This window comes from Actinophytocola sp. (assembly GCF_036555685.1).
Classification (GTDB): Bacteria; Actinomycetota; Actinomycetes; order Mycobacteriales; family Pseudonocardiaceae; genus Actinophytocola.
Genome location: NZ_DATBKY010000160.1, coordinates 1 through 15,063, shown reverse-complemented (window position 1 = coordinate 15,063; position 15,063 = coordinate 1). Strand labels below are relative to the sequence as shown.

Sequence of the window (15,063 nt, the reverse complement as noted above, 5' to 3'; positions counted from 1 at the left end):
CATCGCGGCCCGGATGACGTGGAATGCTCCATCTCGTGAACGCCTCTTCGCCCGCTTCTTCGCCCGCCTCTTCGCCCAAGGACCGGTTCGTGACGGTGTTCGGGCGCAAGCCGGTGCTGGAGGCGCTCGCGGACGTGGAGCTGCGGGTGGACAAGGTGATCCTGGCCGACAACGCCCGCGGCGCGGCCGCCCGGGAGATCCTGGACGCGGCGTCGTCGCGGTCCGTGCCGGTCGAGCGGGCGAGCGCGCACCGGGTGAAGGTGTTGGCGGGCAACGGAAAGCAGGACCAGGGCGTGCTCGCGGACGTGGTGGCCCCGCGGATGCGCCGGTTGTCGGACGCGCTGGCCGCCGGCTCGCTGTCGTCGGTCCTGTTGCTGGACGGCGTCACGACGCCCGCGAACGTGGGGATGATCCTGCGCACCGCGACGGCGGCGGGGATCTCCGGGATCGTGGTGCCGAGGCGCGGGGTGGCGTCGCTGGACCCGCTGGTGGTGAAGGCGTCGGCGGGGGTCGCGTTCCACGCGCCGGTCCTGCGCTGTTACACGGCCGGGGAGGCGGCGTCGGCGCTGCGCTCGGCCGGCTTCCCGTTGTTCGCACTCGACGGCGCGGCCCGCACGTCCCTGTTCACCGCGGAGCTGCCGGCCCGGGCGGCGTTCGTGCTGGGTGGCGAGACGGCCGGTATCAGCCCGGAGGTCCGGTCGTCGGTGACCGGTTCGCTGTCGATACCCCTGACCGGCGGCGTGGAGTCGCTGAACGTCGCCTCGGCAGCCGCGGTCCTGTGTTTTGAGCTGGTCCGCCGCCGCTGACTCTTCGTGTCCAGCCGGACACGTTCGGGTGGTCATTGTCCGGGTTGCACGGCGAGCCGGATCTGTAGGGCATGACCGCACCACTTCGGTACCCGTACGAGCCAGGCCCCGTGCTGCGCGCGCTGCCCGAGTACGAGCCGTCGCACGCCCCGGACGAGCTGCCCCCGCGCCGGTGGTCGAGCCTCCGCCCGGCCGCCGGCCCGCAGCTGCGCCTGGTCGCCCAGCCGCAGGAGACCACGATCACGCCGGAGGCGTTGTGGCGCCTGCTGGTCCGGGTGCTGGAGGTGCTGGAGGGCCGGCGCAACGTGGGCCAGCTGCGCCGCCTGCTGTCGGACGCCGCGTACGAGGCCCTGCTGACCAGGCTGCGCATCACCACGCCGGGCCGCACGCACCGCCTGCGCCGCCTGCGTGCCTGCTACCCGACCGCGACAGCGGCAGAGGTAGCCGCGGTGATCGACATAGCCGCGGCCACCACCGAGCAGCGGCGGGTATGTGCCCTGGCAGCGCGCCTCGAGCGGGTCGAAGACGTCTGGCACTGTGCCGTGCTCCGCCTCCTGTGACACACGGAAGCAGCGCAGGCCGCAACCGCCCCGCGCACTGGTCTCGCGCCCCCCGAGATTCGGGCGGGTGCGGGCGCGTCTGTGGACAGGTCGCCTCGGGGTGGGCGGTTGCGGTGCGTGGCCGTTGTGTCGATCGGGGGTCTGGGACGGGTCTATACGGGACGGAGCCCGGTTCCCACGAGTGGGGACCGGGCTCCGTTCCGGACTTGTCTAGCGGCGGGGGCCCTTCTTGCCCTTGCGCTGCGCGTCGCGCGCGGCGGCTCGGCGTTCGCGGCGGGTGCCGCCCGCGCCGGGCTTCTGGGCGCCGTTGCCGTTCTGGTTGCCTCGGGACTGCACGCCGCCGCCCTCGGCAGGACCCGAGTACGTGAACTGCTGCTCGTTCGGTGGGTGGACACCGCCACGCAGGGCCGGCGGGATCTCGCTCTGCGGCGGCATCTGGCGCGGCTGCTGCTGTGCCTGCGCCGCACGCGCCGCGGCCTGCTGGACCCGCGCGGCCCCGGTCTGGGCGGGCACCGGCTGCTGCGGCTCCGGCTCGGCGACCGACACGCGGAACAGCTGCGTGACGCACTCCTCCTTCAGCGCATCGAGCATCGCGTTGAACATGTCGAAGCCCTCGCGCTGGTACTCGATCAGCGGGTCGCGCTGCGCCATCGCCCGCAGGCCGATGCCGTCCTTGAGGTAGTCCATCTCGTACAGGTGCTCGCGCCACTTGCGGTCGAGCACATCGAGCATCACGAACCGCTCGACGCGGCGCATGCCGTCGCCGGTCGGGCGGCCGTCGGGGCCGAGGATCTTGGAGTTGACGTCGGCCTCGCGCTGGTCGTAGGCGTGCCGCGCGTCGGCGAGGACCTCCTCCAGCAGCGTCTCCGCGGTGAGGTCCTCGCCGCGTGCCTCGACGTCGTCGACGACCTGCTCCCACGCCAGCGAGATCGGGTACAGCTCCTTGAGCGCACTCCACAGCTTGTGGTGGTCCCAGTCCTCCGCGTACCCGCCCGCGGTCTCCTTCTCGATGTAGTCGCCGATGACGTCCGCGATCATGCGGTCGATCTGGTCGCGCAGGTTCTCGCCCTGCAGCACGCGCATGCGGTTGGCGTAGATCTCCTTGCGCTGCTGGTTCATCACCTCGTCGTACTTGAGGAGGTTCTTGCGGGTCTCGAAGTTCTGCTGCTCGACCTGGGTCTGCGCACTCTTGATCGCGCGGGTGACCATCTTCGCCTCGATCGGCTGGTCGTCGGGCACCCGCATCGTCACCATCACGCGCTCGACGAACTGCGCGTTGAACCGCCGCATCAGCTCGTCGCCCAGCGACAGGTAGAAGCGCGACTCGCCCGGGTCGCCCTGGCGGCCGGAACGACCACGCAGCTGGTTGTCGATGCGCCGTGACTCGTGCCGCTCGGTGCCGAGCACGTACAGGCCGCCGGCCGAGCGGACGTCCTCGGCCTCCGCGCGCACCTCCTCCTTGGCCCGGGCGAGCGCGTCGGGCAGCGCGACCGTCCACTCGTGCGGGGTCTCGACCGGGTCCAAACCCTTGGCGCGCAACGATTCCTCGGCGAGGTGGTCGGGGTTGCCGCCGAGCATGATGTCGGTACCGCGACCGGCCATGTTGGTCGCGACGGTGACGGCGCCGCGGTGCCCGGCCTCGGCGACGATCGCCGACTCCTTCTCGTGGTGCTTCGCGTTCAGCACGTTGTGCGGGATGCGCCGCTTCACCAGCAGCTTCGACAGGTACTCCGACCGCTCCACGCTCGTCGTGCCGACGAGCACCGGCTGGCCGGCCTCGTGCCGCTCGGCGATGTCGTCGGCGACCGCCTCGAACTTCGCCTCCTCGGTCTTGTAGATCAGGTCCGTGCGGTCGTCGCGGATCATCGGCCGGTTGGTCGGGATCGGCACGACGTGCAGCTTGTAGGTGTTCCAGAACTCGGCCGCCTCGGTCTCGGCGGTACCGGTCATGCCCGACAGGCGGGTGTAGAGGCGGAAGTAGTTCTGCAGGGTGATCGTGGCGAGCGTCTGGTTCTCCGCCTTGATCTCCACGCCTTCCTTGGCCTCGATGGCCTGGTGCATGCCCTCGCTGTAGCGGCGGCCGGCCAGCACGCGGCCGGTGAACTCGTCGACGATCAGGACCTCGCCGTTGCGGATCAGGTAGTCCTTGTCGTTCTGGAAGAGCTCCTTGGCCTTGATCGCGTTGTTGAGGTAGCCGACGAGCGGGGTGTTCGCGGCGTCGTAGAGGTTGTCGATGCCGAGCTGGTCCTCGACGAACTGGACGCCCCGCTCGCTGACGCCGATCGTGCGGCGCTTGCGGTCGACCTCGTAGTGCTTGCTGTTGATCTCCGCCGTGCGGGCGTCGCGGTCGCGCGGGGTCATCGCGGTGACGTCGATGCCGGACATGCGCCGGGCGATCCGGGCGAACTCGGTGTACCAGCGCGAGGACTGGTCGGCCGGCCCGGAGATGATCAGCGGCGTGCGGGCCTCGTCGATGAGGATGGAGTCGACCTCGTCGACGATGGCGAAGTTGTGGCCGCGCTGCACCATCTGGTCGAGGCTGCCGGCCATGTTGTCGCGCAGGTAGTCGAAGCCGAACTCGTTGTTCGTGCCGTAGGTGATGTCCGCCCGGTACGCGCGCCGGCGCTGCTCGGTGGTCATCTCCGACAGGATCGCGCCGACCTCGAGACCGAGGAAGCGGTGCACGCGGCCCATCCACTCCGCGTCGCGCTTGGCCAGGTAGTCGTTGACGGTGACGACGTGCACGCCGTTGCCGGACAGCGCGTTGAGGTAGGAGGGCAGCACCGCGGTCAGGGTCTTGCCCTCACCGGTCTTCATCTCGGCCACGTTGCCCATGTGCAGCGCGCCGCCGCCCATGATCTGCACGTCGAAGTGGCGCTGGCCGAGCACGCGCTTCGCAGCCTCGCGGACCACGGCGAACGCCTCGGGCAGCAGCATGTCGAGCGCGTCGAAGTCGGTGGCGTCCGGGTCGTCCTCGTCGACCTCGCGCATCTCGTCGTAGCGCCTGCGGAACTCTTCGGTCTTCGCGCGCAGCTGCGCGTCGGTCAGGTCGACGAAGGAGCTCTCGAGGTCGTTGACCTCGACCACGGTCTTGCGCAGCGTCTTGAGCGTCTTGCCCTCGCCGGCGCGGAGTATCCGGGACAGCACCATCAGGTCAACCTCACTAGCTGGATTGTCGCGCCCGCCACGGGCACCTCGTCACCTGCCATCGTAGGCGGTCACGTATCGGTGTCGTCGCGGCTTGTCCCGACCGGGCCGGTGAGGTCGAGGATGGATGGGCAGGTCGACACACGGACGGGGCGCCCCGAGCGGTGGCCCGGGGTCGCCCCGTCAAGTCCGTGAGTGGTCCGTGGGTTTGCCTCAGACCAGCCGGATCACGCCGTAGTCGAATCCTCTGCGGCGGTACACCACGCTGGGCAACCCGCAGCTCGAGTCGTTGAAGAGGTAGAAGTCGTGGCCGACCAGCTCCATCTGGTAGAGGGCTTGGTCGACGCTCATCGGCTGGGCGGAGTGTTCCTTCTCGCGTACCACGCGACCGGGCAGGTTCTCGTCCTCGGCGCCGTCCCAACGCGGTACGGGTACGGCCGGGACGCCCTCGAGCTCCTCGGTGCGGGCGGGCAGTACGGCGGTGCTGGCGCGGCCGTTGGTCTCGCCGCCTGTCGGCATGGTGGGCATGGCGGCGGTGGCCTCCGCGACGGAGGACGGGCTGCGACGCCCGTAGTGCACACGCCGGCGGTCGTGCAGTCTGCGAAGTCGGTTCTCAAGCTTGGTCACCGCGGCGTCGAGCGCGGCGTAGAAGTCGCCCGCGCAGGCCTCGGATCGGACGGCAGGGCCCCTGCCCTTGCCGGTGATTTCCACGCGCTGGCAGTTCTTTGCCTGGCGGCGGTTGGGTTCGTGAAACAACTCCACGTCGAAACGGATCACCTTGCGGTCGTACCGTTCGAGCCGGGCCAGCTTCTCCTCGACGTGCACTCGGTAGTGCTCGGGCACCTCGACGTTGCGGCCTTTAACGACGATGTCCATACACGACCTCCCTCGCCTGAGCGAGCTAGTGAGCGAACTTTCGGCGCCTTAGAACTGGGATCCAGGTTTGGCGGACGGCCAGGCCGTTGAAGGACTGAGGACTCCCCTCCTCAACGCTCCTCCGGCGCCAGGGTCATGGGCTCCTCGCCTCCTCCCTGCGAACCGGGAAAGCTGATAGCGGGCACGTTAGCTTGGCTTGTGCGTTGGCAAAAGCCCCCTCGGCGGGCGAACTTGACCGGCCCGTGGCGCTTACGGAGAGCAACCATCGGCGGCCCGGCCACGGCCGATCGAGCATGATCATCCGGACGACCCGGTTCGCCGTCACTCGCCTGGCCGTACCAGGCACACGCAGAGACTTCGTCGCATCCCGCGGCGGCCCGCCACCGCTGTCGTGCCCGTCGCCCATACCCGTCGAACGATCATCTCGTCCTCGTGGTTCCCATCCATAATTCACTCGTACGGACGCATCCGCATGACGAAACGGATCACCTCCGCCGATGGTTGCGCGACTCGATAACCCGATCGGTCGGCGGAAAACATGAATGCGCGTGTGTACTGATCGGTAATCTTTGGTGGCATTTCGGTATCACACGCCGATAACGGTGGTTTTGCCGCACGTGCCCCGCGCGCCGGGCCGAGGGGGAGGCCTGCCGGGCGCCGCGCACCTCGGCACGCGCCGGAGTCGGTGGGGCCGTTTGATCGACGGCCGGCGTTGGTTCGGTCGGCGCAGTGATGTGGTCCCTCCGGTCGGGTGGGAAGCGACCTTGCGTGGGTTGGTCGGTGGACAGGGCGGGCACGGCGGCCAACCCGGGCCGACCGACACCCGGAAGGGCGCGCACGCCGTGGCAGCGGCGGTGGCTTGCCGGTGGTCTTCCGTCGGGGTAGGGCGGGCGGCGAGCGGCGGTGGGCCGGAAGCGGCGTCAGCCGCGTGCACGTGCCCTCGGGCAGGAGCGGCCGTCGGTGGCATGTGCACTCCTCGGTCAGGTGGTGGCGGTCAGGGCCAGGACGGCGGCTACCTGCACGCCGATCGAGCGCAGGGCTGCCGTGCACGCCGCGGCTGTGGCGCCCGTGGTGATCACGTCGTCCAGGATCACCGCCGGAACGCCTCGCGGCGGGCGGTGGCGTGGGTTCGGGCGCAGGCGGCCCAGCAGGTTCGCCGCGCGGGCGTTGGCGTCCAGCCCAACCGAGTCCGCGGCTCGGCCGTCCAGGCGCAGGGCCGGGACGACGGTCGCCTCGGGCAACGAGTCCGCGCAGCGGCGGGCGACGGTGGCCATGTGCTGGCCACCGCGCGATCTGGCCGCCGCCGGGCGGGACGGGGCCGGGACGAGCACCACGGGCCCCGCCCGGATCGACGGCAGGGCGGCGGCCAGGGCACGGCCGAGCGGCGCGGCCAGCTCGCGGCGGCCGCGTTCCTTGTACGCCAGTACGGCCCGCCGCGCGGCGCCCCGGTATTCGGCCAGCGCATACGCCGACGACAGGCCGGGCCGGGACACCGGCACGGGCGCGCGCAGCGTGCGGGCACACCACGTGCACCACGCGACGCCGGGTGCCGCGCAGCCGGCGCAGCGCTGGGGAACGATCAGGTCGAGCAGTCGAGACGAACGCATGACCGAATCATGGCAGTGCCCACTGACAATTTCGGAACCGCAGGTCAGCCTGGGTAGAACGGGATCGCGTTGGGGCCGGGGCCGTGCGGTACCTGGCGCCACAGCTGCCCGACGCCGGGCACGCTGGACACCGCCGCGCTGTCGGTGACGATCACGTTCCGGTCGGGTGCCGCGGCGACCGACTTGACCGGCAGCTGCAGGTTGTTCCGGTCGAATACCTCGAGCTTGAGGCCGTCGACCGACAGGCTCGCCACGGGCAGCGCGGCCTGCCGCGTCGCCACGACCAGGGTGTCCTGGCTCAGCCAGTCGACCCCGACAGCCTGCACGATGTTGAGCGTCTGCAGCCGTCGCGGGAAGCGCAGCGACACCGAGTCCTGGTCCCGCACGACCGACGCCACGCCCAGCCGGCCGCGGGCGATGAACGCGGCCCGCGTCCCGTCGCGGGACAGCCGGAGCTCCGTGATCGGCCCGAAGTCGGTCAGCTCGGACGCGTTGACCTGCAACGCCTTCCACGTGCCGTCGGCCATCCGCACGACGCGTACGACGTCGCCGTCGGCGACCGTCCAGACCTCCTTGGCCGCGACCTCGTTCGTCGTGCTGAGCAGCCAGGTCGGCCGGGTCATCCGCCGTCCCTCGAGGTTGACCGCCTGCATCGGGCCCTTGACCGGGCCGATGCGCAACCGCGGCCCGGCGTCGGTCCGCACGACCAGGGCGAGCTGGCCGCCGTCGATCGACTGGGCGCCGTTGAGGACCTCGAGCTCGCCGTCACCGGCCGGCCCCTCGATCGGCTTGCCGTCGTGCAGCGAGTGCAGCCGGCCGTTGGCGGCGACGAGGCCGGGCTGGTCGGAGTCGGGCTTGGTGGGCGCGTCGTAGACCTTCAGGTCGCCCTGCCGCCAGTCGCGGCGGCCGGGGATCAGGTCCTGGCCGTCGGCGCGCAGCCGCAGCCGGCTGGACGTGACGGTCTGCAGCGAGAGCACGATCTGGGTGGCGATCTGTTCGCGTTGCTCGGCGGACTTGTCGCCGAGCTCCTTCAGGTCCACGACCAGCGTGCCATCGGGGTCGGGGACCACGTTGGTTCTCGTGCCGATGCCGTCCAGGGGCGAGCGCACCGACTTGCGCATCGCGTCGGACGGACCGGACAGCAGCACGTTGATGACGCGCGCGGGCAGCCCGCTGACCGGCTCGGCGGCCACGTATCGCAGGTCGGGCACGGTGACCCGCAGGTCGGGGTCGAAGTAGTAGACCGTCACCGCGCGGTAGCTCGCCTCGAAGTCCGACAGCGGGACGTAGATCTCGGGCGGCGGCCTTTCGATCCGCCACTGCCCGTCGTTCCGCTTGCGGACGACGACGTGGTACTCGCGGTTCTCGATCCGCGGGATGAACGCGTTGTCCGGGCCCAGCCGGCCCACGCCGGCCACCTGGAGCACGACGGTCTCGACGTCGCTCGACGGGGCGCCGGGGTCCTCGTTGAGGCCCGGGTTGCGCAGCGGCACGGTGTCGAAGGTGTCGAGGATGATGTTCGGCTCGGACTCGCCGTTCCAGCCCTGCTTGCCCTTGTCGGTCAGGTACAGGGACGCGGCCTCGGGGTTGCCCGACCGGTGGATGAACTCGCGCACCAGGTCGTACGCGTCGAGGTCCTTCGTCGGCCCGTCGACCGTGCTGTTGGGCTCCTCCTTGTCGTCGCGCACCGCGTGCGGGGTGGACACCTCGGGGATGTTCGCGCAGCCGGCGACCAGCAGGACCGACAGCAGGAACAGCACGAGCGCGCGCGAACGTCTCACCGGACCTCCTCCCACGCGGGTGCCGCGGGCGGTCCCGGGGTGGTCGGTAAGCCGTCGCCGTCCCCGTTCGTGGATTCGGTGGGCACGGTGACCCGGTAGACGTCGTGGTCGACCGGTGCCTCGACGGCGTCGGCGTAGCCGACGTGGGCGTCCGGCGGGGGCAGCTCGAGCGGGCTGGCCTCGTAGTCGACACCCTGCTGGCGCGGCAGGGTCAGGCGGAAGCAGGCGCCCTTGCGCGGCTCGCCCCACGCGTCGAGCCCGCCGCCGTGCAGCCGGGCGTCCTCGACGCTGATCGCGAGGCCGAGGCCGGTGCCGCCGGTGTGCCGGTTGCGGGACGGGTCGGCGCGCCAGAACCGGTTGAACACGAGGTCGGCCTCGCCGGCGCGCAGGCCGATGCCGTAGTCCCGGACGGTTACCGCGAGCGCGTGCTCGTCGAACGCCATGCGCAGCCGGACCGGCCGGCCCTCGCCGTGGTCGACGGCGTTGGCGAGCAGGTTGCGCAGCACGCGCTCGACGCGCCGGGCGTCGACCTCCGCGGTGGCCTCCTCCTCGGGCAGGTCGAGGGTGATCTCGCAGCCGGCGTTGCGGGCGATCGTGGCGACGGACCGGGCGGCGCGCACGGCGATCGGCCGCACGTCGACGTGCTCGGCGACGAGCTCCTCCACGCCGGCGTCGAGGCGGCTGATCTCCAGCAGGTCGGCGAGCAGCGACTCGAACCGGTCGAGCTCGTCGACCAGCAGCTCGGTGGAGCGGGCGAGGCCGGGCGGGAACTGCTCGCGGGAGGCGTGCAGGACGTCGGCGGCCATCCGGACCGTGGTCAGCGGCGTGCGCAGCTCGTGGGAGACGTCCGAGGTGAAGCGGCGCTGCAGCGTGCCGAACTCCTCGAGCTGGCGGATCTGGCGCTGGATGCTCTCGGCCATCAGGTTGTAGGACTCGGCGAGCTTGGCGACGTCGTCCTCGCCGACCACGAGCATGCGTTGGTCCAGCTCGCCGCCGGCGAACCGGGCGGCGGCCTGGGCGGCGCTGCGGACCGGGCGGACGACCTGGCGCGTCACCAGGTTCGCGATGCCGGCGAGCAGGAGCAGCAGCACGAGTCCGCCGACGATCAGCGTGCTCTGCACGACGCTGATCGTGTGCTGCTCGGCGGTGAGCGGGAAGAGCATGTAGAGCTGCATCGGCCGGTTCGCGGTGCCGAACGGCGCGCCGACGATGAGGAACGTGGTGCGGCCCGAGGCCCGGTCCACCGTGTAGATCTGCACGGCGAACTCGTGGGCCTGGACGAAGTGCCGCAGGCTGTCCGGCACGTCGTGGTAGGCGCCGACGCTGATGCTGTCGCCGGACTCCGCGAGCCCGGGCGAGTCGCTGGCGAGGACCGGCTCGAACGCGCCGGCCGCGGAGCTCGCGGTGCTGCTGTTGGGCGACGAGCTGGTCAACCGGTTGAGCGCGCTGGTGAGCCGGTTGCGCACGGCGTCGGCGGTCGGGTTGACCCCGGCGAGCTGGGTCTCCGCGACCTGGACCGCGTCGCGGGTGGCCGCGATCGCGGCCTCCTCCTTGGTCTCCAGCAGGCGGTCGGTGATCTGGTTCTGGAGCACCATGCCCAGCACGAAGACCACGGCCGAGGACAGCGCGAGCGTGCTGACGACGACGCGCACCTGCAGCGAGCGTCGCCACAGCTCCCCGAAGTAGGCCGCCCGCTGCCGGCAGAAGTCGACGGCGCGGGCGCCGGCTGAGACGACCGCCCGTAACTTCCGTTTCACCTGGCTATCACGGCGGGCCAGCCTTGTACCCGACGCCACGGACCGTCAACACCACCTCGGGGTGCTCGGGGTCGGTCTCGACCTTGGAGCGCAGCCGCTGCACGTGGACGTTCACCAGGCGGGTGTCGGCGGCGTGCCGGTAACCCCAGACCTGCTCGAGGAGCACCTCGCGGGTGAACACCTGACGCGGTTTGCGGGCGAGCGCGACCAGGAGGTCGAACTCCAGCGGGGTGAGCTGGATGGCCACGCCGTCCCTGGTCACCTCGTGCCCCGGCACGTCGATCGTGAGGTCCCCGATCGAGAGCATCTCGGCGGGCTCGGAGTCGGTGCGGCGCAGCCGCGCCCGGACCCGCGCGACGAGCTCCTTGGGCTTGAACGGCTTGACCACGTAGTCGTCCGCGCCCGACTCGAGGCCGAGCACTATGTCGACGGTGTCGCTCTTGGCGGTCAGCATCACGATGGGCACACCCGACTCGGCGCGAATCGCCTTGCACACGTCGATCCCGTTGATGCCCGGCAACATCAGGTCGAGCAGGACGAGGTCGGGCCGCAGCTCGCGCAGCGCGGGCAGCGCCCGGTTGCCTTCCGCCACCACCGCGGTGTCGAAGCCTTCGCCGCGCAGCACGATGGTCAGCATCTCAGCCAGGGCCGGGTCGTCGTCCACTACCAGCACACGTGCCTTCATGTGTACATCGTCGCACTTCGTGAGTGTTGTCCGCGTGGGACCCGCTGATCGTTTCCTCCCTGCCGGGTGACAGAGGTGTAACGCGAGCATACTTTCCGTCGCTGTACCCCTTGAAGCGTCAACCATGGGTCGCCCGCCATGGAGGTGCGTCGATGGGCATCCGCAGGCTCAATCACGCCGTGCTCTACGTGCGGGATGTCGGGAAGAGCGTGGCTTTCTACCGGGACGTGCTGGGCTTCGAGGTGGTACACGAACGGCCTAACGCCGCCTTTCTGCGCGCGGCCGAATCGGACAACGACCACGACCTCGGCTTGTTCGCCGTCCGCGGCAACGCGCCTCGGAACACCGGGACGACGGTCGGTCTCTACCATCTCGCGTGGTCGGTGAACACGCTGCCGGAGCTGGCCGCGTTCGCGGACCGTCTGACGGCGGCGGGCGCGCTCGTGGGTTCGTCCGACCACGCCGTGTCGAAGTCGTTGTACGGCAAGGACCCGGACGGGCTGGAGTTCGAGATCTCCTGGTTCGTGCCACGGGATCGGGTCACACCGGAGATGACCGCCTCACCGATGATCGGGCGGCTGGACATTTCAGCCGAGATCGAGCGCTGGGGTGCCGATCTCGTCGGTGCGCCCTGAATTGTCGGTCCCGTTCGGTAGCGTTGACATCGGGGAACCCCGGGGGTGCGAATGGTCCATTCGCACCGGGATCACTCGAATGTGTCAGCGACGTGGGGCTTCGGCGCGCGGAATTGTCGGTGGGCGCGGGTAATGTTGAAACCGGCCCCCGGGGCGGCCGCGCGAATGGAAGATCCGTACGGGTTCGGTTGTTACCCGGGCAGGCGCGCGATTATTGGGTCACCAGCGAGGCGAGAGCTTTGTAGTCCGGTGTGGACGTTCCGTCCACCACGTGCCACGGGGCCAGCCAGTCGTCCTTCGCCAGGCCGTCGTAGACCGCCGCCACTCGGGACTGCAGGGGGGCGTCGGACTCCCACGTGTCCAGTGCGCGGCCGGACTCCGTGCGGGAGCGGTGGGTCGACCGCGATGCCGCCACTTCCACCGGGACTCGCAGCAGCAGGTGGGCATCCGGGACGGGGACGCCGAGGCGGTCGATCTCCAAGGCCCGCACCCAGTCGACGAACTCGCCCCGGGCGTCCTGGTGCAACCGCGCGGCGCCGAAGGCCGCATTGGACGCCACGTACCGGTCCAGCAGGACGACGTCGTTCGACGCCAGTGCGGCGGCGAGCGCGGGCACGGCCGCGTGGCGGTCCAACGCGTACAGCATCGCCATGCCGTAGACCTCGTGACCGAACCCGCCCAGCCGGCCGTGCAGGCCTTCGCGCACGAGGTCCGCATGGATCGAGTCGCCGTAGCGGGGGAACGCCAGGCGGGCCACGCGGGCGTCGAGCGCCGCGGTGAGGGCGTCGGCCATCGTTCGTTTGCCGGCGCCGTCCAGACCCTCTATGACGATCAGTCGTCCCACGACGCAAGACCCTACGAGAACGGGATGTTCGCCCAGGGACTGGACCGGTCGGTCATCAGCAGGTGGTGTGGCCCGCGCACCGACAGGTACATGTGCCCGTACGACTCGTTGTCGAACCGGATCACCCGGCCCAGCGCGTACCCGGCGCTGAAGTCCGCCCACGACGTGTACTGCTGGCGGCACAGCTCCCCCGCCCGCAGCACCACCGCCTCCGCCGTGCGGTAGTCGCAGAACCGGCCGCCGTAACCCCAGCGCGCCATGTTCACCGCGCGGCCGAAGTCGTAGCCGAGTACCGAGTCGACCGTCCCGTTCGGCGCCAGGATGCCGTCCGCCTGGAACCGCGCCTCGTAGCGGGTGATCACATCCACCGACGCGACCAGCTCGTCGACGTCGGCGACCTTCTGCCAGCGTCCCCAGTTCTCGGTGGCCGTCCGCCACGTCGGCAGGTCCCATACGCCATGCTGGCGCACCAGCGTGCGCCGCACGTTCAGCACCGCGTCGATCTCCATGCCGACGTTCAGGCCCTGCAACAGGTAGTCGACCTGCCGTTGCCAGTCCTCCGCGGTCGTCACGCCCCAGCTGTCGGCCAGCGCCTCCCGGTCGGTCTGGTAGTCCCGAACCGGGTCGTCCAGCGTGTTCCACGGGCTCGACACGTGCACCGGAATGTGGGCCCCACAGGCGAAGCCATGCGCGAGCGGTCCGAAGAACGGGCCGGCGGGGCTGCTGACAACCCCCTCGACATGATCGCAAACCGCCACGCTCCCGGAGTCTAGAGACACAGCGTGCAACGACGCTCACGTGCCGGTACGTCCAAGGCGCATGAGACCCGCCTGGGCCATCGGCTCGCTCCTGCTCGTCGCCGCGTGCGGGACGCCGACGCCGCCGGCCGGGGAGCGGCCGCTCAGCGGACAGGTGTTCCTCTCCACCGCCGTGACCGTCGCCGGCAAGCCGCACGCGCTGGTGCCGAACACGCAGGTGTCGCTCGACTTCACCGACGACGGCCGGCTGCTCGCGACCGCAGGCTGCAACACGATGAGCGGCCCGGTACGGACCGACGCGGGCCGCCTCCGCGTCGACGACCTCGCCGTGACCGAGATGGGCTGCGACCCGCGACGCCACGCCCAGGACGAGTGGCTCGCCAGGATCCTCGGCGCCGGGCCGGCCTGGCTCCGGCACGGCCCGACGCTCACGATCACTGCCGGCGACACGGAGCTCGTGCTCACCCGCCGCGCGGACCGCGCGCTCGAGAACACGACCTGGACGGTCGACACCATCCTCGACGGGCAGACCGCGAGCAGCACGCCGGCCGGCGAGACCGCCACGATCACCTTCGACGGCAGGCAGGCGAGAATCCACACCGGCTGCAACGGCGCGGTGGCGGACTACACCACGACCGGCGACACGATCCGCTTCGGCGAGGTCGTCCACACCGACATGATGTGCGCACCTGGCATCATGCGAGTGGAGTCGGCGGTGTACGACGTGGTCCACGGGGAGATCACGATCGAGCTCGACGGGGACCGGCTGACCCTGACCCATCCGTCCGGCAAGGGAATTCAGCTACATGCCCGATGAGCACGGCGAGAAGAACGGCCTGCCGATCCTCTCCTTCACCGACCAGGCCGAGTTCGCCGAATGGCTCGCCGGGAACTTCGAGACCCGCGGACTGTGGATCCGCATCGCCAAGAAAGGCACCGGCAGCGCGTCCGTCGACCACGACCAGGCCCTGGACATCGCGCTGCGCTACGGGTGGATCGACGGCACCGCCCAGCGCGTGGACGATCGCTACTTCGTCCAGAAGTTCACCCCGCGCACCAAGCGCAGCCGGTGGTCGAAGATCAACCGTGCGTCCGCCGAGCGGCTGATCGCGGCCGGCGAGATGCACCCGGCCGGCCTCCGCGAGGTCGAAGCGGCCCGGGCGGACGGCCGCTGGGACGCCGCCTACGCGGGCTCGGCCGGCTCGACCGTCCCCGACGACCTGCGGCGCGCGCTCGACGCCAGCCCCCGGGCCGCTGCCTTCTTCACCACACTGACCAGCCAGAACCGCTACGCGATCCTCTACCGGGTCGAGGAGGCCAAGCGGCCGGAGACCCGCGCGCGACGCATCGAGAAGTTCGTCGGGATGCTCGAAAGAGGCGAAACTCTGCACTGAACTTGTGATTCACTCACTCGTATGCGTGCGATCTGGACAGGAATTGGCGCGATGGCGGCCGTCGCGGTGGCCGCGGCGGGACTGATCCCCGCGCTGGCCGCCGAGCAGGCACCCACAGAGGTGCAAGCCGCGGCGGCGAACGACGACCCGGCCTTCGTGCAGGTCGTCGACAACAACCTGGAGAACCTGCCGACCGTGGACCTGCAGTGCCCC

14 protein-coding genes are annotated in these 15,063 nt (G+C 70.5%); 6 read left to right on the top strand and 8 right to left on the bottom strand.

Annotated elements, in window-relative coordinates:
• Positions 1 to 23 precede the first annotated feature (23 nt).
• Together VH969_RS15240 and VH969_RS15235 are read left to right on the top strand one after the other, a co-directional pair.
• Positions 24 to 806 carry a TrmH family RNA methyltransferase gene (locus VH969_RS15240; protein ID WP_331974529.1) on the top strand — a complete coding sequence of 261 codons (783 nt, stop codon included), beginning with the start codon at positions 24 to 26 and terminating at the stop codon, positions 804 to 806.
• Between the two features lie 71 nt (positions 807 to 877).
• Complete coding sequence (locus VH969_RS15235) at positions 878 to 1,366, top strand: Rv3235 family protein (RefSeq protein ID WP_331974527.1); 489 nt, start codon at positions 878 to 880, stop codon at positions 1,364 to 1,366.
• Positions 1,367 to 1,576: 210 nt separating this feature from the next.
• Here the strand turns inward: VH969_RS15235 and secA are convergent, their stop codons facing one another.
• The 6 genes from secA to mtrA form a co-directional block, all read right to left on the bottom strand.
• Positions 1,577 to 4,516, bottom strand: a complete 2,940-nt coding sequence (gene secA, locus VH969_RS15230; RefSeq protein WP_331974525.1) for a preprotein translocase subunit SecA — start codon at positions 4,514 to 4,516, stop codon at positions 1,577 to 1,579.
• 210 nt (positions 4,517 to 4,726) lie between these two features.
• On the bottom strand, positions 4,727 to 5,389 hold the full coding sequence (hpf, locus tag VH969_RS15225; protein WP_331974523.1) for a ribosome hibernation-promoting factor, HPF/YfiA family: 663 nt from the start codon (positions 5,387 to 5,389) through the stop codon (positions 4,727 to 4,729).
• 980 nt (positions 5,390 to 6,369) lie between these two features.
• A complete protein-coding gene (locus tag VH969_RS15220; protein ID WP_331974520.1) occupies positions 6,370 to 6,996 on the bottom strand; it encodes a ComF family protein in 627 nt (208 codons plus the stop codon).
• Between the two features lie 44 nt (positions 6,997 to 7,040).
• On the bottom strand, positions 7,041 to 8,777 hold the full coding sequence (locus VH969_RS15215; RefSeq protein ID WP_331974518.1) for an LpqB family beta-propeller domain-containing protein: 1,737 nt from the start codon (positions 8,775 to 8,777) through the stop codon (positions 7,041 to 7,043).
• Entirely contained in the window at positions 8,774 to 10,534 is a 1,761-nt protein-coding gene (gene mtrB, locus VH969_RS15210) for an MtrAB system histidine kinase MtrB (protein WP_331974516.1), read from the bottom strand. The genes VH969_RS15215 and mtrB overlap by 4 nt, the downstream gene beginning before the upstream one ends.
• Before the next feature lie 7 nt (positions 10,535 to 10,541).
• Complete coding sequence (gene mtrA, locus VH969_RS15205; protein WP_075123969.1) at positions 10,542 to 11,219, bottom strand: MtrAB system response regulator MtrA; 678 nt, start codon at positions 11,217 to 11,219, stop codon at positions 10,542 to 10,544.
• Between the two features lie 23 nt (positions 11,220 to 11,242).
• Here mtrA and VH969_RS15200 point away from each other — a divergent pair, with 23 nt between their 5' ends.
• The gene (locus VH969_RS15200; RefSeq protein ID WP_331974510.1) at positions 11,243 to 11,854 is read left to right on the top strand and encodes a VOC family protein; all 612 of its coding nucleotides are present in this window, start codon (positions 11,243 to 11,245) and stop codon (positions 11,852 to 11,854) included.
• Between the two features lie 211 nt (positions 11,855 to 12,065).
• On the opposite strand, the gene VH969_RS15195 is transcribed toward VH969_RS15200, so the two are convergent.
• Both VH969_RS15195 and VH969_RS15190 read right to left on the bottom strand, forming a co-directional pair.
• A complete protein-coding gene (locus tag VH969_RS15195) occupies positions 12,066 to 12,698 on the bottom strand; it encodes a dTMP kinase (RefSeq protein WP_331974508.1) in 633 nt (210 codons plus the stop codon).
• 11 nt (positions 12,699 to 12,709) lie between these two features.
• Complete coding sequence (locus VH969_RS15190; RefSeq protein WP_331974506.1) at positions 12,710 to 13,351, bottom strand: DUF1266 domain-containing protein; 642 nt, start codon at positions 13,349 to 13,351, stop codon at positions 12,710 to 12,712.
• A gap of 166 nt (positions 13,352 to 13,517) precedes the next feature.
• On the opposite strand from VH969_RS15190, the gene VH969_RS15185 reads away from it, so the two are divergent.
• The 3 genes from VH969_RS15185 to VH969_RS15175 all read left to right on the top strand — a co-directional run.
• Positions 13,518 to 14,273 carry an META domain-containing protein gene (locus tag VH969_RS15185; protein WP_331974504.1) on the top strand — a complete coding sequence of 252 codons (756 nt, stop codon included), beginning with the start codon at positions 13,518 to 13,520 and terminating at the stop codon, positions 14,271 to 14,273.
• Positions 14,263 to 14,850, top strand: coding sequence for a YdeI/OmpD-associated family protein (locus VH969_RS15180; protein WP_331974502.1), 588 nt, complete (start codon positions 14,263 to 14,265; stop codon positions 14,848 to 14,850). Before VH969_RS15185 ends, VH969_RS15180 begins: the two co-directional genes overlap by 11 nt.
• Before the next feature lie 21 nt (positions 14,851 to 14,871).
• A partial coding sequence (locus VH969_RS15175) for a hypothetical protein (protein ID WP_331974500.1) occupies positions 14,872 to 15,063 on the top strand: 192 nt, incomplete at its 3' end.

What these genes read in the sequence shown, in the direction of transcription:
- secA (WP_331974525.1), bottom strand. Translation starts at nt 4,516, where the DNA reads ATGGTGCTGTCCCGGATACTCCGCGCCGGCGAGGGCAAGACGCTCAAG.
- VH969_RS15185 (WP_331974504.1), top strand. Translation starts at nt 13,518, where the DNA reads ATGAGACCCGCCTGGGCCATCGGCTCGCTCCTGCTCGTCGCCGCGTGC.
- VH969_RS15235 (WP_331974527.1), top strand. Translation starts at nt 878, where the DNA reads ATGACCGCACCACTTCGGTACCCGTACGAGCCAGGCCCCGTGCTGCGC.
- hpf (WP_331974523.1), bottom strand. Translation starts at nt 5,389, where the DNA reads ATGGACATCGTCGTTAAAGGCCGCAACGTCGAGGTGCCCGAGCACTAC.
- VH969_RS15220 (WP_331974520.1), bottom strand. Translation starts at nt 6,996, where the DNA reads ATGCGTTCGTCTCGACTGCTCGACCTGATCGTTCCCCAGCGCTGCGCC.
- VH969_RS15240 (WP_331974529.1), top strand. Translation starts at nt 24, where the DNA reads ATGCTCCATCTCGTGAACGCCTCTTCGCCCGCTTCTTCGCCCGCCTCT.
- mtrA (WP_075123969.1), bottom strand. Translation starts at nt 11,219, where the DNA reads ATGAAGGCACGTGTGCTGGTAGTGGACGACGACCCGGCCCTGGCTGAG.
- VH969_RS15180 (WP_331974502.1), top strand. Translation starts at nt 14,263, where the DNA reads ATGCCCGATGAGCACGGCGAGAAGAACGGCCTGCCGATCCTCTCCTTC.